This window comes from Anabaena sp. PCC 7108 (genome assembly GCF_000332135.1).
In the GTDB taxonomy this organism is placed as follows: domain Bacteria; phylum Cyanobacteriota; class Cyanobacteriia; order Cyanobacteriales; family Nostocaceae; genus Anabaena.
In genome coordinates, this window is record NZ_KB235896.1 from 1,280,299 (window position 1) to 1,303,299 (window position 23,001).

General features: G+C 37.1%; 16 protein-coding genes. 8 read left to right on the forward strand and 8 right to left on the reverse strand.

The features are described from left to right. The first annotated feature begins 61 nt into the window (after positions 1-61). From ANA7108_RS0106580 to ANA7108_RS26930, 7 genes are read left to right on the forward strand one after another with little or no spacing between them, the layout of a single operon-like run. Entirely contained in the window at positions 62-1,354 is a 1,293-nt protein-coding gene (locus ANA7108_RS0106580) for a Card1-like endonuclease domain-containing protein (RefSeq protein ID WP_016949981.1), read from the forward strand. Beyond that, positions 1,351-2,970: a hypothetical protein gene (locus tag ANA7108_RS0106585; RefSeq protein WP_016949982.1), complete on the forward strand. Its 1,620-nt coding sequence runs from the start codon at positions 1,351-1,353 to the stop codon at positions 2,968-2,970. Before ANA7108_RS0106580 ends, ANA7108_RS0106585 begins: the two co-directional genes overlap by 4 nt. After that, on the forward strand, positions 2,971-3,636 hold the full coding sequence (locus ANA7108_RS0106590) for an RAMP superfamily CRISPR-associated protein (protein ID WP_016949983.1): 666 nt from the start codon (positions 2,971-2,973) through the stop codon (positions 3,634-3,636). It begins immediately after the preceding gene. Further along, positions 3,637-5,220 (forward strand): RAMP superfamily CRISPR-associated protein, encoded by a 1,584-nt coding sequence (locus ANA7108_RS0106595; RefSeq protein ID WP_016949984.1) that lies wholly within the window; start codon positions 3,637-3,639, stop codon positions 5,218-5,220. It abuts the gene before it with no gap. Further along, the gene (locus ANA7108_RS0106600; protein ID WP_016949985.1) at positions 5,217-6,635 is read left to right on the forward strand and encodes an RAMP superfamily CRISPR-associated protein; all 1,419 of its coding nucleotides are present in this window, start codon (positions 5,217-5,219) and stop codon (positions 6,633-6,635) included. The genes ANA7108_RS0106595 and ANA7108_RS0106600 overlap by 4 nt, the downstream gene beginning before the upstream one ends. Continuing rightward, on the forward strand, positions 6,632-7,192 hold the full coding sequence (csx19, locus tag ANA7108_RS0106605; protein ID WP_016949986.1) for a CRISPR-associated protein Csx19: 561 nt from the start codon (positions 6,632-6,634) through the stop codon (positions 7,190-7,192). The genes ANA7108_RS0106600 and csx19 overlap by 4 nt, the downstream gene beginning before the upstream one ends. Continuing rightward, entirely contained in the window at positions 7,192-9,204 is a 2,013-nt protein-coding gene (locus tag ANA7108_RS26930) for a TIGR03986 family CRISPR-associated RAMP protein (protein ID WP_016949987.1), read from the forward strand. The genes csx19 and ANA7108_RS26930 overlap by 1 nt, the downstream gene beginning before the upstream one ends. A 123-nt stretch (positions 9,205-9,327) precedes the next feature. Here the strand turns inward: ANA7108_RS26930 and pgmB are convergent, their stop codons facing one another. Together pgmB and ANA7108_RS0106620 are read right to left on the reverse strand one after the other, a co-directional pair. Then, on the reverse strand, positions 9,328-12,189 hold the full coding sequence (pgmB, locus tag ANA7108_RS0106615; protein WP_016949988.1) for a beta-phosphoglucomutase: 2,862 nt from the start codon (positions 12,187-12,189) through the stop codon (positions 9,328-9,330). A gap of 261 nt (positions 12,190-12,450) precedes the next feature. After that, positions 12,451-14,874 (reverse strand): sucrose synthase, encoded by a 2,424-nt coding sequence (locus tag ANA7108_RS0106620; protein ID WP_016949989.1) that lies wholly within the window; start codon positions 14,872-14,874, stop codon positions 12,451-12,453. Positions 14,875-15,851: 977 nt separating this feature from the next. Here ANA7108_RS0106620 and ANA7108_RS0106625 point away from each other — a divergent pair. Beyond that, the gene (locus tag ANA7108_RS0106625; protein ID WP_016949990.1) at positions 15,852-16,151 is read left to right on the forward strand and encodes a HetP family heterocyst commitment protein; all 300 of its coding nucleotides are present in this window, start codon (positions 15,852-15,854) and stop codon (positions 16,149-16,151) included. 228 nt (positions 16,152-16,379) lie between these two features. Here the strand turns inward: ANA7108_RS0106625 and ANA7108_RS0106630 are convergent, their stop codons facing one another. The 6 genes from ANA7108_RS0106630 to ANA7108_RS0106655 all read right to left on the reverse strand — a co-directional run bounded on the left by ANA7108_RS0106630 (position 16,380) and on the right by ANA7108_RS0106655 (position 22,822). After that, on the reverse strand, positions 16,380-16,769 hold the full coding sequence (locus tag ANA7108_RS0106630) for a beta-lactamase hydrolase domain-containing protein (protein ID WP_026104019.1): 390 nt from the start codon (positions 16,767-16,769) through the stop codon (positions 16,380-16,382). Positions 16,770-17,226: 457 nt separating this feature from the next. Then, positions 17,227-17,676, reverse strand: a complete 450-nt coding sequence (locus ANA7108_RS0106635; RefSeq protein WP_026104020.1) for a hypothetical protein — start codon at positions 17,674-17,676, stop codon at positions 17,227-17,229. A gap of 2 nt (positions 17,677-17,678) precedes the next feature. After that, positions 17,679-20,456 carry a bifunctional acetate--CoA ligase family protein/GNAT family N-acetyltransferase gene (locus ANA7108_RS0106640; RefSeq protein WP_016949993.1) on the reverse strand — a complete coding sequence of 926 codons (2,778 nt, stop codon included), beginning with the start codon at positions 20,454-20,456 and terminating at the stop codon, positions 17,679-17,681. Positions 20,457-20,478: 22 nt separating this feature from the next. After that, entirely contained in the window at positions 20,479-20,922 is a 444-nt protein-coding gene (locus ANA7108_RS0106645; protein WP_016949994.1) for a hydrogenase maturation protease, read from the reverse strand. 235 nt (positions 20,923-21,157) lie between these two features. Continuing rightward, the gene (locus ANA7108_RS26935) at positions 21,158-21,460 is read right to left on the reverse strand and encodes a hypothetical protein (RefSeq protein WP_144052361.1); all 303 of its coding nucleotides are present in this window, start codon (positions 21,458-21,460) and stop codon (positions 21,158-21,160) included. A gap of 132 nt (positions 21,461-21,592) precedes the next feature. After that, complete coding sequence (locus ANA7108_RS0106655; protein ID WP_016949996.1) at positions 21,593-22,822, reverse strand: aspartate aminotransferase family protein; 1,230 nt, start codon at positions 22,820-22,822, stop codon at positions 21,593-21,595. Between the last annotated feature and the right edge of the window lie 179 nt (positions 22,823-23,001).

Sequence of the window (23,001 nt, forward strand, 5' to 3'; positions counted from 1 at the left end):
TCGCTAATTAACTGCTTAGTTATTGATGAACACATAAATTTAAAACGTGAGGCAATTTATTATGACTACATCTGATTTTGAAGCACACAAAGTTGATCATCTCTTTCTATTAGTAGGTGAAAATCCTTTACCTAACTATGTAACAGCAAATTTGTTACTAAAAAAAGATGGTACTCCATACCTAGTACATACGACTGGTACAGAAACTCAGGCTAAACGTCTGAAAAACATCCTTGACAGAGACGAAGAAAGAAAAGGTTTCCAACCAGCGCAGCTGATCTCTCTTGGTAAATATGAATCTGATGCTTACCACATTCAAGATGAAATTCGCCGCAAAATTCAAGGTCTGAAGAATGGAAAAATCGGTTTGAATTATACAGGCGGTACAAAAGCAATGGCGGTACACGCTTATAGAGCAGTATTAAGCGAATCTCGACCTGATACTGTATTTAGCTATCTTGATTCACGTAGTTTGGAAATGTGCATAGATAGGGAAGATCGAGAGCGCATTCATATTAAAGTAACACCAGATGTGCTTCAAGTGGACTTGAAAAAGGTTTTTGAATTGCATGGTTGGAAATGGGGTTCAGATCCTATAGATGAGCCAAAACTAATTAAAGCTGCAAAAGCATTTGCAGAATTTCATACAAAAGAAGATGGTGTAATCGCATGGCGAAACTGGTGTGATCAGATTCTCAGACCAGTAACAAAAGATAAAAAATCCAAATGGTTAGAGGAAAAAGAGCTTAAAAAAATTGATCCTTTAAGCTTAGAAACTGTAAATTCACAACCTCAAATCAAAAGTGCCTTAATTGAATTGGGATTAACAGGAGAAGAATTATCTCTTGATGTTGTCAAAGAACAAGGAAAAAAATTAAAGCACGTTTGTGAATGGCTTGATGGTGAATGGCTAGAACATTATGTTTTGCAGCAAGTTCAAGAATTTTCTGAAAAATGGTTAATTCACGATAGTGCAACTTCATTTTGGATTTCTACTGAGAATAATCCCAAACAAAATAAATTTCAATTTGATGTAGCTTTCATGAGGGGTTATCAACTTTTTGCTATTTCCTGCACTACAGATAAAACTAAACAATTATGTAAATCAAAACTTTTTGAAGCTTATATTAGGGCGCAACAACTAGGAGGTTCTGAAGCACGGGTTGCTCTGGTGTGCTGTGCCAGTCAGAAAGATGTAAATGCTCTACAGACTGAAATCAGTAATGTTTTTAGTTCTGACTCTAATGCAATAATTAAAGATTACAAAATCGCCGTTTTTGGCGCAGATGTTCTCATGAATTTATCAGAAGAAATTGATACTTGGATTTACAAAAATGATGAGGATGCAAAATGAGTAAATTCACCATAACCGTAATAGATACATCAGGGATTCAGGGTTATATTTTCAGCAGTAACCGTCTGCGCGAAAATATTGGGGCATCTCATTTAGTTTCTGAAGTAACAGATGATTGGGTAAAAGAAACTTTAGATGAATTAGGTGTGCCAGAAAATCAACAAAATAAACCAATTGAAACGAGCGAATTTAATGCTGAAATAGTTTATGCAGGTGGTGGAAACACATTAATATTATTTAAGTCACGGGAAATTGCTATAAGTTTCACTAGAATATTGAGTAAGCGAGTTTTAGAAAAAGCACCAGGAATTAATCTAGTAGTTGCTCATGCTGACTTTGACTGGGATGAAGATAATCTTTATCAAGTAGTTAAAGATTTGATGGAAGGAGAAATTGACCACCGAAAACATGAGCGCATTCCTTCAGCACCATTACTAGGTTTAGGTGTAACAGCAGTTTGTAATTCTACTCAACTTCCTGCTGTTGATAGAAGTAATAAATATATTCAATATGGTGATGAAGAAGAAGCAGACAGCTATCTTATTTCCACTGAAACTAAGCAGAAATTAAAAGCTGTTGATAGAGCAAATAAAAAACTGCAAGATATGTTTGCTGATGTAGTTGACGGCGATATTTATCAGTTTCCTTACCGAACAGATCATTTAGGACGTTCTCAAAGGGAATCTAGTTATGTAGCAATTGTTCATGCTGATGGTAACGGGATGGGTAAACGATTTCAAAAATATGGTGAAGACGCAAAAAATAATCGAGATTACATTGAAAGGATGGGCGATTTTTCTAAAAGTGTTCACAAAGCAGGTAAAAATGCACTAAAAGCTGTTGTTGAGGTAATTACAAAGTCAATAAAAGAGGGAAAAGTTGTTGGTAAACTTGGAGAATTTCAACTCAAAGAAAAATATCTCCCTTTCCGCCCTTTAGTTTATGGCGGTGATGATATCACATTTATTTGCGAAGGAAGAATAGGACTAGAACTAGCTACTTTGTTCCTTCAAAAATTTGAGGAACAGGATGTTGCAGATGGTGAAAAGTTAACAGCTTGTGCAGGTGTTTGTGTTGTTAAAACTCACTATCCTTTCGCAAGAGCTTATAAAATTAGTGATGAACTATGCAAAGAAGCTAAGAAATTTGTTAAAGAAAATAAAGAATCTGAGCCAGATGGATTTTCAGCAATTGATTGGCATTTAGCAGCCAGTGGTTTACTTGGTTCAATTTCTGAAATTCGTAAACTTGAATATCAAGTAACTGTTGATAACAAAGATATTTGGAATTTAGCAATGCGTCCTGTGCGATTGAAAAAACATAGTAGTGAGTGGCGAACTTGGGAAGGTTTTACGCAAATTATCAAAGAATTTAAAGAAGGAAAGGATTGGAAAGAACGTCATAACAAAGTAATGGCTTTACGAGAAGTTTTACGGGAAGCCTCTGATGATGCGACTAAAGAGTTTTTATCAGCTTACAAATTGTCGCAATTACCTTCTTTCCCAGAATCTAGTGGTCAAAGTGAACACTTGGTAAGAAAGGGGTGGCTCAACAACCGTTGTGGATATTTTGATGCTATTGAAGCGATGGAATTTTATCTTGAATTGGAGGATTAGGTGACTATTTATCAACTAAAAATAAAACTTTTAAGTGATACTACCTTCGGTAGAGGTGATGGCGTAGCTGGTTTAATTGACCAAGAAGTAGAGCATGATTCTAGTGGATTTCCCTATTTACGTGGACGCACACTCAAAGGTTTGTTGAGTGAGGAATGTGATAACTTAATTGCTGTTTTACCACCTGAGATTCGTCCTGATTGGGAAAATCTTGCTGACATTCTTTTTGGTACACCAGGTAGCGTTCAGGGAACAATAGCATCAATGCACGTAGGAGATGCTTGTTTACCTGAAGATTTACGAGAAGCAGTTGCTTTTCAAATTAAAAAGAAAACACTTACCAAAACAGAAGTGCTAGATTCACTCACAACAATTCGTCGTCAAACTGCAATTAATGCTGAAACTGGTGTAGCTGATAAGGGAAGTTTACGCTCTTTTCGTGTGGCGATTCGTGAACTTGAATTTAAAGCTGATTTAGTATTTGAAACCCAACCAAGTGATAAAACACTGTCAATTTTAGAAGTAGGTACACTAGCATTACGACGTATAGGAAGCAGACGAAATCGAGGACGTGGATATGTAAGATGTACTTTACACGATAGTTCAGGAAAAGAAATAACACATGATCATGTAAATTTATTTGGAACAATTCCAGAGGAGAATTAAGTGAAAGCTATCACCTTTTCATTGGATACTCAACAACCACTACTTGCTACTTCATTCCAAGGTGATCCAAATAGTGATGTTTCCTACAATTATATTCCTGGTAGTATGATTCGGGGTGCAATAATTGGACGTTATATGAAACAGCATCATTTATCAGATTTAGATTTGAGCAATGATGTAGTAAAGCGCCTTTTTTTCGATAAGAATACTTGCTATCTAAATGGTTATTTACTAAGTCAAAAAGAACAGCGCACGTTACCTGTGCCTCTTTCTTGGGTTAAAGATAAAGATGCACAACTAAGTGAAAAAGTACCACTTATATCAGTTTATGATTTGAGTATTGAAGAAGAAGAGAAGCCAGAAACATCAAAGTCTGTTGGAGAATCTTTCTGGACAAAAGAGGGTAAAGTTACATTCTACAAAGAAAAGCGGCGTATTAATATTCATAACCGACGCGATCGCACAAAAGGACGATCTAGCCAAGAAGAAGGGGAAATATTTTGTTACGATTCCATAGATATTGGACAAGTTTTTCAAGCTGTCATCCTTTGCGATGAAGCTGACGCAGACTTTTTGCAAAATTTGCTTCAAAAATCAGCAGATATTTGGCTAGGTGGTTCTCAAAGTGCAGGTTACGGACATAGCAAAATATGTAATGTCAATTGTCATGATGCTTGGAATGAAATAAATATCCCGGCTAATGAACGTATGAAGCATGAATGTTTAACAATTACACTTTTAAGTGATTTAATTTTACGTGATGAGTGGGGTCAGTATGCCGTTATTCCACCATCAAAAGAAGATCAAACACCAGCACCATTAACAAAGGAACTAGAAAAAGTTTTGGGAATGCTTAAACCAAAACGTAGCTTTACTGATAGCACTTTAGTCGGTGGATTTAATCGTAAATGGGGACTACCTTTGCCTCAAGTTCCAGTATTGAAAGCAGGAAGCGTATTTGTTTTTGATAATATTCTTCTAACTTCAGAGCAAATTCAACAATTAGAAAATTTAGGTATTGGTGAGCGCAGAATTGAAGGGTTTGGCAGAGTTGCTGTGAACTGGCTAGAAGAACGACATTTTCAGGCAAAACAACCTGAACCTCCAAAAACATCTAGTCAGCCTTTATTAAAACTACAAACATCACAAACTTTAGCAGCACAAATGGCAGAAAGATTATTGCATCAAAAAATGGAACAGGCGTTGCAAAAGCAAATTGGTTATTTAAAAATAGAAGGTGACATCAAAAGTAGTCAACTGTCTCGTTTACAGATGGTAGCACGACAAGCATTATCAACAGGAGACTGTGATTTAGTTCTGTCCCTTTTGAAGAATTTGCCTCCTAATGCTAAAGGTCAATTTGAAAGAGCCAAAATAAGTGATAAATCTCTTAAACAAAAGCTTGATGAATGGCTGCATAATCCCATGTCTTGGATTGGTGATTCCCAAAAAATAAAAGTACGAGTTGCAAATGAAGAACGAACTATCACAGATGAGTTCTCTAGAGAAAATAAACTTGCTGAGAAATATACATTGCGATTAATTATGGCAGTAGCTAAAAAGGCAACAAAGGAGAAAAAATGATTAATGAATGCCTAAGACATCGCAATCAGCGTCACATTACTGAGCGAATAATTATACGCGGTACATTAGTTTTAGATACTCCAACTTGTTTAGGAAGTGGTGATGCTGAGGGTGATACTGATTTAGTTATTTTACGAGACAGCGTAGAAGATAAAGCTTTACTGATGGGTTCTTCCATTGCTGGGGCGTTACGGAATTATTTACGGGATCATGAATATGGTTATAACGCAGAAGAAATATCTGTGTTATTTGGTGGACAACGCAGTGAAGAAGACGGTGAACAAAGTCCTTTAATTATTAATGATGCTATTAGCGACACTATCCCTCATGTAGAAGTACGAGATGGAGTCAAAATTAACAGTGTTACCAGAACTGCTGAAGATGGACAAAAATATGACTTGGAATTACTAGAAACTGGAACACAATTTGACCTCTATTTTGAATTACTAATAGAAAATAATCGAGAACAACTAATTAAAGAGTTAGTAATTGTTCTCCAAGGATTAGAAAAAGGTTCAATTTCTATTGGTATGAAAAAGCAACGTGGTTTTGGTCGCTGTCAGGTAAAAGAATGGCAAGTGTGGCAATTTGATTTACAAAAATATGATGACAGGATAGCGTGGTTAAATTTCCCTCATTGGACAACAGGTTTTTTACCAGAATATCGTATATATAAATCAATTGCTCATGCTTTGAGTGTATCTTTGGATGGAAAAGACAAACGTGATCGCCTGACCATTAATGCTACATTTACCCTTTCTAGTCCCTTATTAATTCGTTCTGGTCAAGCATCTAGCGATAAAGCACCTGATGTAGTACACCTCAAATCCCGACGAGATGGAGAGTTTAAACCAGTGTTATCTGGTACAAGTTTAGCAGGAGTATTACGTCATCGTGCAGAACGAATTGTTAATACTCTCCAGAAAAATACAAACATTATTGATGAAATATTTGGTGTCGATTTCAGCAATGATAAAACGAAGAAAGCAAAAAAAAGTCGTTTAATTGTTCATGAGAGTGTCATTAAAGAAACAACTGATTTGGTACAAAATCGCATAGCTATTGACCGTTTTACAGGCGGTGTTTTACATGGTGCATTATTCAACGACCAACCAATTTATGGTAACGACAAAACAGAGTTGAACTTGGAATTAGAATTACGTCAACCGAAACCTCATGAAATTGGTTTGTTACTATTGTTAATTAAAGACTTGTGGACTGGAGATTTACCTGTTGGTGGTACGAGTAGTATTGGAAGGGGAAGATTACAGGGGAAGAAGGCAAAAATTACTTTAGCTTTAGAAAATAAAAGTTGGAATATTACCCAAACTTCAAAAGATGAACCGTTAACTATAGATAATGCTGAAGATTTAGAAAAATTTGTTGATGCGTTAAATGAGGAGGTAGCTGCTTGAATAAACCAATACGTAAGCTTTTAGATATTTCAACCAATTCAGATATAAATAAATGGTTGGAAAAACAAGCTGAAGAATATCAATTAAAGTTTCTGTTAGCTCATGCAGAAGATGGAGTGATTTGGGGAAAATTTAAAGATGGTAAATTATTAACAGCAGATAACGTATTTAATTTTTTACCTAAATTACGTCCTTTTACTTTGCAACAATGTCGGGCTTTTGGTGAAACATCAGAAGTAATGCTTTGGCAGACTGATGAGGGTTTTAAAGCTCGTTTAATTCAAGATGAAAAGGATACAGAATTTATCCCTGAAAATCAGATTCTTTGGGGAACACAAGCAAGTAAAATTTGTGGTGATTTTACTTTAGTGTCAGATGGCTCACAAGGTCTACGTCATGCAGTTCCTTTAATTGATATTGAATTTGATGAGAATAAAAAATTATATCGTCCCTTGCGTTTAAGCGTCCATCACTATGTTGATTACGATGATTCGGGTGTAGCTCGAATTGCTCTAAGTCGTCTAGTTAACTTAACTACTTTTAAGGAGATTAAATAATGAATCCTAAACATATTACACCAGATTCTAAAAATCGTCGAGCCTTTGCACCTTACAATTTTGTCGAATTACCTGATGAAAACAAAATAGTTGTAGCACAAGAGCTTCCAAAACAAAATTGTTATGATATACAACGACATACAGGTTATATTCAGTGTAATTTAGTGACAGAATCTCCTCTCTACATTCGTTGTGGATTAATTCCAGATGACTTTAAAAAATTTGAAAATCGCACTTGCAATCATGAAGAACTCAATCAATTAATACTAGAAGAACAAAAACGATGGACTGACTTTTTTTATAATCCAGCTAATAATTTTCCAATAATTCCTGGTAGTAGCTTGCGAGGTATGATCAGGAATATTTTTGAAATTGTTACCTATAGTAAACTTCATCAAGTTTCAGGATACCAAAAACTCTTTTTTCGTGCGGTTGCTGCACCTGATAATGATCCTCTGACTTACGAATATAAAAGAAAAATTTATGATAAAGTTAAAGCTGGATATCTACAACAGCAAAGTGATGGTAAATGGTATATTTTTTTAGCTAAAACAGTTGAAAGACAGCCTTTTGTATGGGTTAAAAAATCAGCAATTCCTCGTGATGTCGGTTTAATTGATGTAAATAATATTGATTATCAACCTCAATATCTTAAAGTGCGATTTGATGAAATTAATAAAATTAAAACTCGCTATATTGCCAACCAAGTTAGCAAGGACAACCTTAATCATCAATACAAGGGTTATCTAGTAACAAGTGGCAATATGATGGAAGGAAATCCAGAAGGTAAATCTTCTCGTGAATATCATTGTTTAATAGGAGAAAAAACAGATAATTATGTTGAAATTGATCCTGGTGCAGTAGAAGATTATCGTGCTGCTTTAACTGATTTTCAGAAGAAATATTTTGATCAAGAAAATGGCATCCTAAAAAATGATTATCCTGTATTCTTCTGCGAAACCAAATTAGGTGAAAAAGTGACTCTATTTGGTCATAGTCCTAACTTCCGAGTACCTTACACTCCCCCTACCAAAAATGGTCGTGCCACTTCGGTTACTGATTTTATTCCTCCTAAGTTCAAAAGCTCTGAAAATCCAGAAATTGACATGACTGAAGCAATTTTCGGTTGGGTAAAAGATAAAAAATTAGAGAATCAAACACGCGCAGGAAGAGTATTTATTACTGATGCTCTACTTGATAGTTCAACACCAGATGAGCAAATTTGGTGTCAAAATAACCCTGATGAAAGAATCACTCCCCCCATTTTAGCTACTCCAAAACCTACTACTTTTCAGCATTATTTAGTCCAAACAGATCCAGAAGCAAAAAGAGAAAACCTAAAGCACTATGGAAGTTACCCCATTAAAGATACAGTAATTCGTGGATATAAGTTATATTGGCATCAAAAAGATGTTAGCAGTAGTTCAATTAGAGAATCTAATGAGGAAGAAATAAGCAATAAACCAAAACAATACACAAAAATTAGACCTATTAATTCAAAAGTTAGTTTTCACTTCAAACTTTATTTTGATAATCTAACTGATGAAGAATTAGGTGCATTATTGTGGGTATTAGATTTGGCAAAAGAGAAAGAAAGCCGAATTTACGTCAAGGACGATCAAGAATATCGTTTTTCTCTTGGTATGGGTAAACCTTTTGGTATGGGAGCGGTTAAACTAACAAATCAACAATTATGGCTAAGTCAACGTCAAGAAAAACGCTATCAAAAGTTATTTAACGAAAATAATTGGGAAACAGGAAATTACAATGATACTGAAATTGAAGCAGAAGTCTTTGTAGAGTCATTCAAGAATTATCTTTTGGATAAAAATAAAATAGGTGAAAATCCTCATGGAAATCTGGAAGATGTGAAACGCATCAAAATGTTATTAGCTATGTTGAGTTTTCCTGGAAAATCAAAAGGTAGTGTCCGGTATATGCAAATAGAACACCCGCGTAATAAAAATGAGTACGATGAACGTCCAGTCTTGCCAAATCCTTTTGATGTTTGAAGTGTTTTATAACTTAATTATCGCAATTTATAAAGTCAACGAAAACCGAAAAGATAAAGAGCGATCGCACTCCATCTCGCGCTAACCTAAAAGAAAGATATCATTCAAAGAAAATGGCACAACTCAACACACAGCACTCCTGAACAAATGTTCCCACTTGACACCTGCTAGACTAGGTAAAACAACATCAGCAGCCCCGACTCTCTCAACAGGCCCCAGTCCTACCGCCCACATTCCCGCTGCTTTAGCTGCCTGAATACCTGCCGCTGCATCTTCAAAAACCACACACTGACTAGGTGGAATTCCTAACTGTTGGGCGGCATAAAGAAATAAATCCGGGGCAGGTTTGGGTGTTTGCACACTATAACCATCAGCCACAGCATCAAATTTATCCGCAATTCCTAATCGTTCAATAACCACACGAGCATTTTTACTCGCTGAACCAAGGGCTATTTTGATCCCAGCTTGGCGCAATTCATCCAACAGAGAAACCGCCCCAGGTAACAAATCCTGAGATGTGATATTTTCAATCAATTTCACATAATAGTCATTCTTCCGTTCCATCATTTCCTGAATTTGCACTTCTGAATATCGTCTATCACCAATAATCAACATCAAAGAAGCGCGACGAGAAACACCCCGCAACGCTTCATTTGCCTCACGGTTAAAAGATATACCCTCTTCATCTGCTAACTTTTGCCAAGCTTGGTAGTGATAGTCTGCTGTATCCGTTAACACACCATCTAAATCAAAGATAACACCTCGAAGATTGACAACTTGAGAAGATGGAACAGAAGGACGTAAATCAAAATCGTGCCATTTACCGTGCCAGTGCAACTTAAATTGGAGACGTTTCCAACCAGGAGGTAGGTGGGGATTAGCAACAGGAACATCTTCTTTAAATTGAATACCTCCAAACCCGAAAACTACAACTTGCCAAATTCCCCCAGCACTAGCACCGTGAATCCCATCTTGAGTATTACCGCGTTTATCTTGTAAATCCACCATAGCCGCTTGCATAAACAAATCATAAGCTTCCTGTGATTTACCTAAATCGGCGGCTAAAATCGCGTGAATTGCCGGACCTAAAGAAGAACCATAGGTGATATCTGTGCGAGGTGCGTAGTAGTCCCAATTTACTTGTAATATTTTCTGATTGTAGGGAAAGTCAGCAGATTCTCGCATTAGATACAGCAGCATTAACACATCTGGCTGCTTAAGGACTTGGTATTTATTAGTTTTTTCAATTCCCAAGATGACTTGCATTGACTTTTGGCGTGGTTCGTAGTCGGCTAAATTGATATCATCTAATTGGAAAAATTCCTCAGCTTGCTCAATTAATCCCGTTTCCGGGTTGTAGGAAATCCAAATTTTGTTAATGATTTCTTGCCAATGAGTTCTGATTTCAGTTGTCAATTGCAATTTCTCTGCTAATTCTGCCGCTTTTTCTGGGAACTGACGACATAACCAATCATCAACTAAACAAGCTTTTTCTAAATGCCATTGCACCATGCGGTTAGTAAAGCTATTGTTATTTACCAACTCGTGATATTCATCTGCACCTATCACCCCGCGAATTTCATACCGTTGAGCTTGAGAATTAAACTCAACGCGGCTATTCCAGAAAATAGCGGTATCCAAAATCATCTCTGCGCCATAATCTCGCATCCACTCATCGTCCCCAGTTACCTGCCAGTAATACCAAGCTGCATAGGTAATATCTGCACTAATATGAATTTCCCGATCACGACACCAAATCCGCACATCTTCAGCATAAAAATCATTGGGTAGTGACCAGCGAGGTGTGATTTCATCCCCTGTCACAGCACTTTCCCAAGCAAACATCGCCCCTTGATATCCATAATGAAGCGCCTTGCGTCGCGCTCCATCGAGAGTGTGATGGCGGTAAGTGAGGAGATTTCGAGCTATAGCTGGTTGGGTGAAAGTAAAAAATGGCAGGATAAAGATTTCTGTATCCCAAAAAACATGACCATGATAGCCAAATCCAGACAGAGTTTTAGCGGGAATACTGACTCTTTCATCATCACGCTTGGCAGCAATCAGTAATTGAAACAGATTGTAACGAATGGCAAAAGCCGCTGTTATATCACCCTCAATCACAATATCACTATGTTGCCAAACCTCCGCCCAGGCTTGTTCATTGGCATTACGGAGGGTGATATAGTCTGGTAGCTGGAGGAGTTTTGCTTGCGCGGCTGTGACTGGTTGCTCAACATCCCGCGAAGTAAAAACTGTGACAATTTTCTCTAACGTTACCGTCTGTTGTGGTTCAGCAAAAAAAGTGGCGCTAACGGTAGGATAACCAGGTGCAGTATTAACTTGCAGCTTGGCTTCAGTTCCTGATATGGTCATTCGCGCCGCGATACCGATATCTATCCGCGTGTTACGGGTGCGACTGTGTAACCAGAAGCCTTTGTCAATTTTACCTTGGTCTAGTCCTACCCAATGATTGAAACCTTGATTTTCAGGATAACCATTAATACTAGCTTCTATTTCAATTAACCCATGAAAATCTACTGCTGTTAACTGGCAGTGTTGCCCTAATACATGATGATCTGCTAGGCTGGCAAAGCGTTCAAAATGGATATCTATAGTCTTTCCTTTGGGACTACGCCAACGCACAGAACGATTAAGAATTCCCTGACGTAGGTCTAATCGTCTGTCATATGCTAGTACTTCACCTTGGTCAAGACGGAAGCGTTCCCCATCAATTATGACTACCAATGGTAGCCAATCTGGACAATTGGCAAGTTCTGTATAAACTACTGGCACATCGTCATAAATACCATGAATAAAAGTCGCTGATAAAGCATGAGGATAGCCCTCTTCAAAACTTCCCCTTGTCCCTAAGTAGCCGTTACCAATGGTGAAAATTGTTTCTCTAGGGTGCAATAGGTGAGGGTGAAACTGGTTTTCAATTAATATCCAGTCTGTATAAATAAAATCTTGATAAATATCTGTCATATTCAGATTTGGGATAATTAAATTTTGATGAGATTTGGGATGAGAAAATAGATAGGAACAATATTTGAATTGGATTTTTTTATTTTTAGGTGGGATAAATTCTCATCTCAGTCAGGGGTTTATTCCTAACTTGTATCGCCAAATTCTGGTCTTTTACAGAGAAAATATGCCAATGGATAGCAGGATATGGAGAGGGCTAAAGCCCTGACTACAAAACTTCATTAAAACTTCATTTACGTTACGCTACTGGATTTTTTAAACTTAAATCAAAGCATGGCGACCCAGATGTTGTTCCAGAATCTTTTCGGCTCTGGGTTTATAGACTAAATGGAATAAAGTTTCCATATACCGATCTCTGGCTTCATGATCTTCTGGAGCAACAAAATTCCAAAAACTAAACATTTTCGCTAGTAATAGTAATTGTTCGCTGTGTAAATTCCAGTTGTATTTATGGCGAATTCTTTGGATCATCCATTGGGAAAATTTATGCCAATATTCGGGGGATTGATCACATTGATCGAGAAAATCTAAAATTGTTTTTGCTGTTCCTGCTAAATCTGTTGGGTTAAGATAAAATCTTCCGTTCTGATTATCAATAATTTCTAATGCTCCACCAAATTTAGTAGCAAAAGTTGGTAAGCCCGAAATCATTGCTTCTAAAATGCTCCTCCCGAAAGACTCATAAAGAGCAAAATGGACATAAATACCTTGATTATCAGCAATAATGCGGTAAGCTTCACCCATGTTACGACTAGGTAAGCGCATTCCTATCCAACGAATTTTACCTTGGATATGATATTCATTAATAATATCGTGAAGTTTTTCGATTTCTCTGGCATCTTCTGAGTTAGTCGATTGATCAGGATGTACTTTACTGGTTAACAAAATTAGGTTGCAGCGCTCTTGTAATGCTTGATTTTGACCAAAACATTCAGCTAAACCAGTGAGGTTTTTAATTGATGTAACGGGAGTAACTGCAAAGATTGGTCTTTTTTTTATGTCATCTAAGTGACCAATAATTTTGTGATCTTCACGGCTAAAAAGTAGGTCTTGAATATCTTGGCGTAGCAGGGAATTACGTTTTTCTGTTTGGCTATATGGAAAAAAGAAAGTTTCACTTACACCTGGTGCCACTACATTAAATTTAGGACTAAATAAATCAATTCCATTAATTACATGATATAACTGGGGCATGGTGAAAAAATTATAAGATTCATATTGCCCCATTGTGTCTGGTGTACCTAGAATTTCTTGATAGGATGAAGTTATAATAAAATCCGCTGAATTCATGCTGATTAAGTCGGCAGTGAATTGGGTAGAGAAATGATATTTTTCTTCTAATTCTTGCCAGTACAAGTTACTAAATAAATATTTGGGCTTTTCCAGAGAATGAGCAATATTACATTGGGTGACTTTCATGCGGCGGGAAAGAAGAAAGGCGACTAAGTTACCATCACTATAATTGCCGATAATTAGATTGGGTTTACCTTTAAATTGTGCTAATAATTCTCTTTCGGCATCGTGGGCAAATCTTTCTAAATAAGGCCAAATTTCAAATTTAGAAATCCAGTTATTAGTAACTTCTGGATTAAATTCTGCAAAGGGAATCCGCAAAATCCAGGCGTTTTCTGTATTGTGAACTTTTTCTAATCGCAAGTCACAAAATGTTTCTTCGCAATTGGGAATGAGGCGGGTGAGAATAATTACATGAGGTTTAATACCTAATATGTCCAGACCAGCAAGTTTGATTTCCTCTCGCAGTTTGTTTTCTAAGCTGCGTGCTTGTTCAAGAACATAGATGACTTGACCTAATGTTTCATCTCTGCCTAAAACATCTTCTTGAGCTACCCAGCCATGTATGGAAATGAGGACGACGCGAAAAATAGCCGGGATACGCGCTACAAAGGCTTCCAGGATTGAGGGTTGGGGGGTGTGAATGAGTCTTTGTAGCAGTTCTAGGGTTTCTCTAACTCGCCCTGCATTGTTACCCCAGCCAGCTTCTAAACCGAGTTGTTGGAGGTGAGAGCGAAATTCTGCGTAGGGTTCGTCAGGAGGTCTTTCAGTCAAAAAAGTTATGGCTGGCTTAATTTGTTTGGCTAGTTCTATTCCTGAGCGAATGCGTGAGCTAATGAGTAGCCGCATCCCATTGTATTGCAATCTTTGTAAAGCTTGAAATAAAAGCTCTAGCCAATGTTCAGGGTCATTGACAGATTGATTGCATAAATAATGGTTGAGGAAGGCTAGACCTTGGCCAATGTTTCTGGGGTCGCTGATACTGGGAGATGTTTGGTAAAAGGGATGGAGGTCAATTTCTAAAATGTGGGGTTGGTAGCGGTTGACTAAGCGATCGCTCACATCTAATAACTCTTTAGGTGTCATGAGATCAAACTTAGTCCCATCTGCGGTTAGTCGCCATACTTCTTGACTCGCTATTTTGGGTCTGACAACAAACCATGTACTTTTATGGTCAAGAATTATTTCATGGGTGTAGTGTATGAGTGTGCCGATAGAGGAAGAGTGATAAAAATAAGCAGCTTTTTGGGATTGATGACAGTAATTTGCAAAAGCTTGCAAAATTTCATTTCTCAAAAAGTAAGATTTATCAGTTTTAGATAAAATCAAAATAAACTGCTGAAGAGCAGTTTTCTCCTCAGTATTTAAACCAGTTTGCAGTAATTCATACATAGGGAATTCCTAAATTCTGGCTAGTAGTCTGCCAAATAAATTTTGATGAATCAGGGAACTAATCGAAAAAGACGCATAGAGTGCTAAGGAAGGAAGAAATAAACAAGATAAATCAAGATAGATTTATTGATGTTCTTGACAAACTACTAGGATAAACGTTGATTTTTTCTATCCTCCAAAACTCTCATTCTAGATGATGGGTTTTGTTGGTTACATTTGTCTTTTGATGATAAATATTTCTAATATTTATTGCATCTAGCTTGAGGATGAAAGCCCATATCATTCCTTAGGTATAGAAGCTAGGTAAATTTGGATATACCGAGTTTTTTAATAAGGCACAGAGGTTAGTCTACCTTGGCTATAAGTTCCGTGGCATCAACCATAAACTTCCATAAAGGACACATAAAAATCAAATATAAGTCCTATACCATCACTAATTAATGATACTTTCAGACTTCTTTACCTGCTAAACGCAGTTTTGTAAACTCCTCTTGTGACACTATTTAAATAGGCATTTAATGAATTTTTAAAACTTCTGTAAACTATAATTTTTTTGGGTAAAAATTTGCCAACTTGGCTAAATAGACAGAAAAAAAATAGTATTCTGCATATCATGTGAGTGTCTGTGTTCCCTATTTTCTAATTACAAGATTGACTTGACCGCTAAACTCAGGGCATAGGTCTAAAATTTGCATAAGAGTCAGGGGGAATGGGTAAATTCAGTGGTACTAAGTCTTGAGTAAAACTCCATAACTAAACTCAGAGGATGAAAACAAGAATACTTTTCTGTCAGTAATTACTAGGAAAATGATCAGTTTATACGCTTATATCACTGATAATTCTTGAAATAATCATGAATGATTGCTAAATCTTTATGACTCGATTTTTCTGCGGTTTTGGACATCTGTAACAGACAACAATATCCCGCACATATGCAACGCTAAACCTCCATTTATACAAAAAAATCAGGGTTAGTTATGAACTACCAAGTTTCTTCTTCTCAGACAAATTTTCAGAATGCTATTACTCCTGAAGAGTTAAATCAAATCATTGAGACAATTGCTGATGGTAAATATTCCTGGGCTTGCGTACTGATTTTACGTTTTATTGGCTACAATCCACTTCATTACATCCCCCAGCGTACTTACAGTCGTTTAATGAAAGAAAACAGCCAATTTGAAACTGCAAAAACGCCGCAGAAAATACCAGTAAATATGCCATCTTCTGTAAATAACACTAGTCGCGTGGCTTCATCTCAAATTTTCAGCACCAACTAGTAAAAAAGGCAAAATACAGGAGATAAGAACCTAAATTTTATCAGCTTTTAAACTCTTTTCAATTTGATTAGAAATGGGTGCTATACAGCAGATTACACTTACTGAATTCTGCTGTATTTACGCGTCTATTTTCAGAGAAAATCGCAGGAAACAAAGTTATCCTGTCGTGTTTCAAAAATAATTAAAAAAATTAAGTTTGCTGATAAAGTTTGTTCATCAATAATTAAATTATTTTTCTAATAGACATAATTTGATGGTTTGTTGCCATGCTTGTTCAAAATCAATTCCTTGTTTAGTAGCGATATATAATAGCACTATAGCTGCTGAACGGATAGAAATATCACAATGTATGAGTATTGGTTTAGGTAATTCACCGATAGTTTGAAAGACAATCAGTGCAGCTTGATGATTTAGGTTTTCCAGTTTTGTGGGTATATTCGCATAGCACAACCCTAAAAATTCAGTATTTTCCTTTTCATCTGCCCACCAACCTTCTTCATCAGCAAAACACAAATTAAGGACTGATTTGTAACCCTCTTCGGCAATTTGATGTAACTGATCTTGGGTAATTTGCCCACTGATTGCTAATTCCCGATTAATCTTTCTTACAATATTCATGGGTGGTACATTTTCAGTCATGGCTAATATAAGTAAGTCGGCGAGAAAAATTCAATCTAGATGAAGAAATAAGCTGTTGTGCATAGCATAATGCGTAGGGTGTGTTATGCCGTAGGCTAACGCACCTTCAATTCTTGATTTACACCGTTGTGTAAGTAATTGGACAAAAATATTTACAGTCATTGCGAGCGAAGCGAAGCAATCCCAGCCCTTGCGATTGCGTCATTCCACTGCGTTCCATTCGCAATGACATTGTGTAATTAATTCTGTCCTAGTACTTACTAGTCCTAAAGGTAGCTTTACCGTAGGCTAACTATTGGCTTTGCTCTCAATCTAAACCAACAATTTGAGGAAGTTGTGAGGAAATACGGGAACTCCACAAAATCAACAAAAAATCAATTATCCAATTTCGCCGAATCAAAATTTATATAACCTACCCCCACTCCTACCACATAAATTATTTGACTGGGGAAAGAGTTCCCGCGCTATTAGCAGGGGGTTCTGTGTATTCGCAAAAAATATTTAAGCCTATTTTTAAGATATATAAAACAACCACTGTTGCAATAGCTGGATCAATTGGTAAACCTGCTAAACCAACGAGGGAAACAATCAATCCTGTCAGTAAAGGCGCACTTCCTGGATTTTTACTGTATTCTTTAATTTGACTGCTAAAACCTTCATCACCACAAAGTTCTCTCCGTAATACTTTTAATGTTACTTGCCAGAGAGATTTATTCTCAACAATAGTTCTTGAATGTCCATTTTTTTCTATCCATAAATCCTCGAAAGTGGTTTCTAGATTGCCATTGTGGATGATCAATTTATCCATTGCTTCTTGTGCAGGGGCATAATCTTGCATTAATTCCTGCATTTCTCGGATTTCTTGAGTTGCTAATTGGGCATCCATAGTCATTTTTTCCTAAGTTCAATTTCCGCTTTTAATACAGTTGCATCGGCTGTGGATTCGATTTGAAAACCGAGTTTTTCACATAATCGCTGCATACCTAAATTATCAGCTAAAATATCAGCATAGATACAGGAGATTTTCTCATTTTTTCCAACTTCCAGCAATCTACGGACTAATTCTGTTCCTAAACCTTGACACTGAAAGCGATCGCTTACCACCATAGCAAATTCCGCTGCATCGCTCCCATGTAATTTACTCAGTCTTCCTACTGCTAAGATTTCCCTATTTTCTGCTTCAGGATTTTGGTATTCTGCGACTAAAGCCATTTCTCTATCATAGTCAATAAAACATATCCGCGTTAGTCGTTCATGAGTGATGCGTTGACTCAATTTAATCATGTGGAAATAGCGGAAATAGACACTTTCTTCAGATAGAGTTTTGTGAAATTGTACCATTAATGGTTCGTCTTCTGGACGAATAGGACGAATAGTAATTGGTGTCCCATTTTTCAATTTCCAATCCCTAATATATTGACTAGGATAGGGACGAATTGCTAATTTTGGTAATTGATTTTCTTCAATATTAGCAGAATGCAAAACTATCCTTGCGTCTAAAGCAATTAATCCTCCAGGATTTACAGGAGTGGGGGGAATAGCTAACAATGGATTAATATCAATTTCTTTAATCCAAGGTTGTTCTACAACTAATTGACTAAATTCTACCATTAATTGTTCAAGGGCAGCGATATCAATACTTTTACGTCCTCTGACTCCTTGCAAGGCTTTGTAAATTTTGGTTTGTTCCATCATGCGCCGGGCTAGGGTAGTATTGAGAGGAGGAAGAGCGATCGCACTATCTTGAAAAATTTCTACCAATTGTCCGCCAGCACCAAATAATAATACCGGTCCAAATTGGGGATCTAAGCTACTACCAATAATTAATTCATACCCATCAGTTTTGACCATTGGCTGTACAGTTACACCCAGAAAATCTTCTGCTTTGGCTTTTTCTTTTACTGATGTTTCAATTTTTTGATACGCAAGTTTTACAGCTTCAGAATTTTGTAGATTTAACTGCACACCACCCACATCAGTTTTATGGGTAATTGTTTGAGAATAAAGTTTTAAAACAACTGGATAACCCAGATTTTCTGCACATTCAACTGCTTTATCTGCACTTTCCGCAATACAACCAACAACTACCGGAATCCCGTAAGCAGCTAAAATTTCTTTAGATTCAAATTCTGTGAGAATTGTTCTTCCTGCTGTTCTTGCGGCTTGAACAATATTCTCGACTATGGCACAATTGCGAGTATTTACATCACAAGTTAATGTCGCTAAAACTGGAGTTTCATAAATACCGCTTAGGTTATAACTCGACTTCCACATATAACTAAATATCCGCGCTGCTGTATCAGGATAAGAGTATGTGGGAATGCCTTGACTGTTAAGAATTTGTTGTCCCGCAGCTACATCTGTACCACCCATCCAACTTGCTAAAATCGGTTTATTTGACATTTGTGCGTAGGGCTTCAATTGTGCCGCTGTTTGGGTAGGATCTGTCATCGCTTGGGGTGTGAGAATAACTAATAAACCATCACTATTGGGATCTTTGGCGGCAATTTCTAAGGCTTTTGTATAACGTTGTGGATCAGCATCTCCTAAAATATCAATAGGGTTATTATGACTCCATTGTGGTGGTAAAATTTCATTCAAAGAAGTCATTATTTCTGGAGAGATTGATGTTAATTCTCCCCCATTTTCAATTAATGTATCTGTTGCTAATACTCCCGGTCCACCAGCATTAGTTAAAATTGTCAAACGTGAACCTTTGGGACGAGGTTGTTTTGCTAATACTTCCGACATATCAAATAAATCAGAAATACTATTAACTCGTAACACCCCACAACGGCGAAAAGCTGCATCTAAAACAGCGTCACTTCCTGCTAATGCACCTGTGTGGGAAGCTGCGGCTTTAGCTGCGGCTGCGGTACGACCGGCTTTAATGACAATTATCGGTTTTGTTAAGGCCACTTCTCGCGCTGCTGACAGAAAGGAACGCGCATCCCCAATGGATTCCATATAAATTACAATACTTTTTGTATGGGGATCATCACCAAGATAATAAATCAAATCTCCCCAACCTATATCTAACATTGAACCTATAGAAATGAAGGCGCTAAAACCAACATTTTCCTGTAAACTCCAGTCTAAAATTGATGTACATAAAGCCCCACTTTGGCTGATAAAACCGACGTTTCCTGGATGCGCTATTGTATTTGCAAAAGTAGCATTTAAACCTGTGTGGGGACTCATTACACCTAAACAATTAGGACCAATAATTCTAATTTTTCCTCGGTGTGCTTGTTGGCGGATTTCTTGTTCTAAAGCTATCCCTTTTGTTCCTGCTTCTTTAAAACCAGCAGAAATAATAATCGCTCCTTTTACACCTGCATCTACACAATCAGAAATAATTTGGGGTACAGTTGGTGCTGGTGTAGCTATGACTGCTAAATCTATCTTTTCGGAAACATCAAAAATACTAGCATAGGCTTTAATTCCTAGAATACTATGCCGTTGGGGATTAATAGGAAAAACAGTTCCTCCAAAAGGATTAGTAATTAAGTTCCAAAGTAAATTTCTGCCCACACTTCCAGGTTTTTCAGTAGCACCAATTACCGCTACAGTTTTGGGTATAAAGATAGCATCTAAGGGATTAATTCTCTCTGTTTGTAAGATATCATGGGCTTTATTGCTGTTTTTTTTGCTAGATTTTTCCATAGATATTCCTGGTAATTATTTTTTAAACTCTATTAATAATGTTAATTATTTTGGTTAAAGCTATGCCAATTCTTTTTTCTGCTATTGGTGAAAGACTATCTCTTAATTCAAAGTTCACTCCTGGTACTGTTACTAACCACGCTGGTGGACTATAACCATAGAGAGATTGTGTTAAAGCTAAGAGTGACTGTGGATCACTTTGATGTTCACTGAAAACACTAGAATTATTAATTAATAGTGATTTTACCTGTACTTCACCAGCTTCAGAATTGATACAAGCATCAACAAAAATTGCTAAATCAGCCTTTGCCAAATTTACAGCTAATTCTGGGGTTAATTGATGAACTGCAAAAGATTTTACAGTTAATAAATGCCAAGATTCAATAGAATTTGCTATCCGTTGTCCAATACCATCATCACCACGTAATTCATTACCGTAACCAATCACTATTACAGTTGCACACATTTTTTAACCCCGTTCTCAGTAGAATGGTTGTTTAACAACACCTACAGGTGTAAATTACTCTGTAAAAATCCAAGTTTTTGAGTACAGAAGACTGAAGATACAAATCTTCTACAGTAATCTTAAATTAAGATATAAACACCTCTTTTCTTTACCTCTGCGCTCTCTGCGTCTCTGTGGTTCGTTTTAATTAACCTCAGATAATTTCTTAATGGTTGAATAAATTGGATTTCTAGATTTAATCTCCACCACCATCACAACCGCCATCAGATCCCCCACTATCACAACTGTCTCCACCATGAGATTCTCCACTGTGATAACTACTATCATGGTGAGAACTCCAAGTATCACTACTAGTCCAATGATCATTACTGGAGGTATAGTCGGAATTTTTGCGGGAATTTTTGCTAGAGCTATAATTTTTTGGCGAACCTTTTTTAGAATTTTTTATAGGAGGTAAATTTTCGGTTTTGGAATTACTATTTACTATCAAACCAAAAACAAAAATAGCTATTAAAAACATAATTACTGTTATTGACATATTTGTTTGTCTTTTTTTTAGGTAAAAGAATTCGTAATTGATAATTCTTAAATTACGAATTATGAATTACGAATTATGTTCGCGTAGCGTTTCCGATAGCTTGCGTGGCGTAGCCATAGGAAATATTACGAATTATGCTGTTACTTTAGCTAATGCTTTTTCTACAGCGTGTAGTGCTTGATTGATTTCTTTCTCGGTGACAATTAAAGGAGGTACAAATCGTAGCACTTTTGGACCCGCGGGTACTAATAATAAACCCTCATCCATAGCAGCTTTAACGATATCAGCCGCAGTTAAAGGAATATCAGCTTTGAGTTCCATACCGTTGATTAAACCCCAACCGCGCACTTCTGAGATATGCTGAGGATATTTAAGAGCGATCGCTCTTAATCCTTCTCGCAAATGTGCGCCCTGTTCCTCGACATTCTGTAAAATATTTTCTTTTTCCAAAGTCTGACACACACTCAGCGCCACACCACAGACAAAAGGATTACCACCAAATGTACTAGCGTGTTCCCCTGGTTGGAAAATATCGCAGAATTTCTTACTCATCATTGCACCAATAGGAATACCACCACCCAGTCCCTTGGCGCTGGTGAAGATATCCGGCTCAACGCCTAGATGTTCATAACCCCATAATTTGCCACTGCGTCCCATTCCCACTTGCACTTCGTCAAACATTAACAAAATGCCAGTTTCATCACAAATTTGCCGTAGTCTTTTAAAATATTCCACATCCCCAGGACGAACACCACCTTCACCTTGTAATGGTTCAATTAAAATCGCTCCGACGCGATAATTACCTTCATCTAACTCAGTAACAGCGGCTTCCACTGCTCTAATGTCGTTGTAATTTATATAGTGGAAACCAGGAACTAAAGGATCAAAATACTTTTGATATTTTGCTTGGCCTGTGGCGGTAACGGTTGCTAAAGTCCTTCCGTGGAAACTAGCATGGGCAGTTAAAATTATGGGGTGAGCGATATCCAGGACTGTGTGGGCATATTTCCGCGCTAGTTTAATTGCTGCTTCGTTGGCTTCAGCACCAGAGTTGCAGAAAAATACTCGATCTGCACAGGAATGATCAACAATCCATTTGGCTAATTCACCCTGTTCGGGAATATAGTACAAATTAGAAACATGATGCAGCTTTTGGATTTGGCGTGTTACTGCTTCTACCATCGCTGGGTGGGCGTGTCCTAGAGTACAAGTTGCAATCCCTGCAACAAAATCTAGATATTCCTTGCCTTGGGTATCCCAAACACGACAGCCTGCACCTCGTTCTAAGGCCAAGGGAAACCGTCCATAAGTGGACATAACCACTTGGTTGAAACTATCTGCATCAAAGGGTGTGGATGACATAGAACCTGACTCTTGAAGGATCGTGGCTTGTTCAACTAGACTTGGGAATTTCACTACCGCACCTCCTGAAAATCCTTTATCGTAATACTTTACTAGGTTCTTGGAAATCTTTCCAGATTTATTTTTATTTATGGAGTGGAATAGATAGAAGTAGAAGTTTTGTAATTTTGAATTTGTAA

Excerpts from the sequence above, each read along its gene's own strand:
- ANA7108_RS0106655 (WP_016949996.1), bottom strand. The coding sequence starts at position 22,822 with ATGTCATCCACACCCTTTGATGCAGATAGTTTCAACCAAGTGGTTATG.
- ANA7108_RS0106600 (WP_016949985.1), top strand. The coding sequence starts at position 5,217 with ATGATTAATGAATGCCTAAGACATCGCAATCAGCGTCACATTACTGAG.
- ANA7108_RS0106635 (WP_026104020.1), bottom strand. The coding sequence starts at position 17,676 with ATGGATGCCCAATTAGCAACTCAAGAAATCCGAGAAATGCAGGAATTA.
- ANA7108_RS26930 (WP_016949987.1), top strand. The coding sequence starts at position 7,192 with ATGAATCCTAAACATATTACACCAGATTCTAAAAATCGTCGAGCCTTT.
- ANA7108_RS0106620 (WP_016949989.1), bottom strand. The coding sequence starts at position 14,874 with ATGTATGAATTACTGCAAACTGGTTTAAATACTGAGGAGAAAACTGCT.
- ANA7108_RS0106630 (WP_026104019.1), bottom strand. The coding sequence starts at position 16,769 with ATGAATATTGTAAGAAAGATTAATCGGGAATTAGCAATCAGTGGGCAA.
- ANA7108_RS0106580 (WP_016949981.1), top strand. The coding sequence starts at position 62 with ATGACTACATCTGATTTTGAAGCACACAAAGTTGATCATCTCTTTCTA.
- ANA7108_RS26935 (WP_144052361.1), bottom strand. The coding sequence starts at position 21,460 with ATGTCAATAACAGTAATTATGTTTTTAATAGCTATTTTTGTTTTTGGT.
- ANA7108_RS0106585 (WP_016949982.1), top strand. The coding sequence starts at position 1,351 with ATGAGTAAATTCACCATAACCGTAATAGATACATCAGGGATTCAGGGT.
- ANA7108_RS0106625 (WP_016949990.1), top strand. The coding sequence starts at position 15,852 with ATGAACTACCAAGTTTCTTCTTCTCAGACAAATTTTCAGAATGCTATT.
- pgmB (WP_016949988.1), bottom strand. The coding sequence starts at position 12,189 with ATGACAGATATTTATCAAGATTTTATTTATACAGACTGGATATTAATT.
- ANA7108_RS0106640 (WP_016949993.1), bottom strand. The coding sequence starts at position 20,456 with ATGGAAAAATCTAGCAAAAAAAACAGCAATAAAGCCCATGATATCTTA.
- ANA7108_RS0106645 (WP_016949994.1), bottom strand. The coding sequence starts at position 20,922 with ATGTGTGCAACTGTAATAGTGATTGGTTACGGTAATGAATTACGTGGT.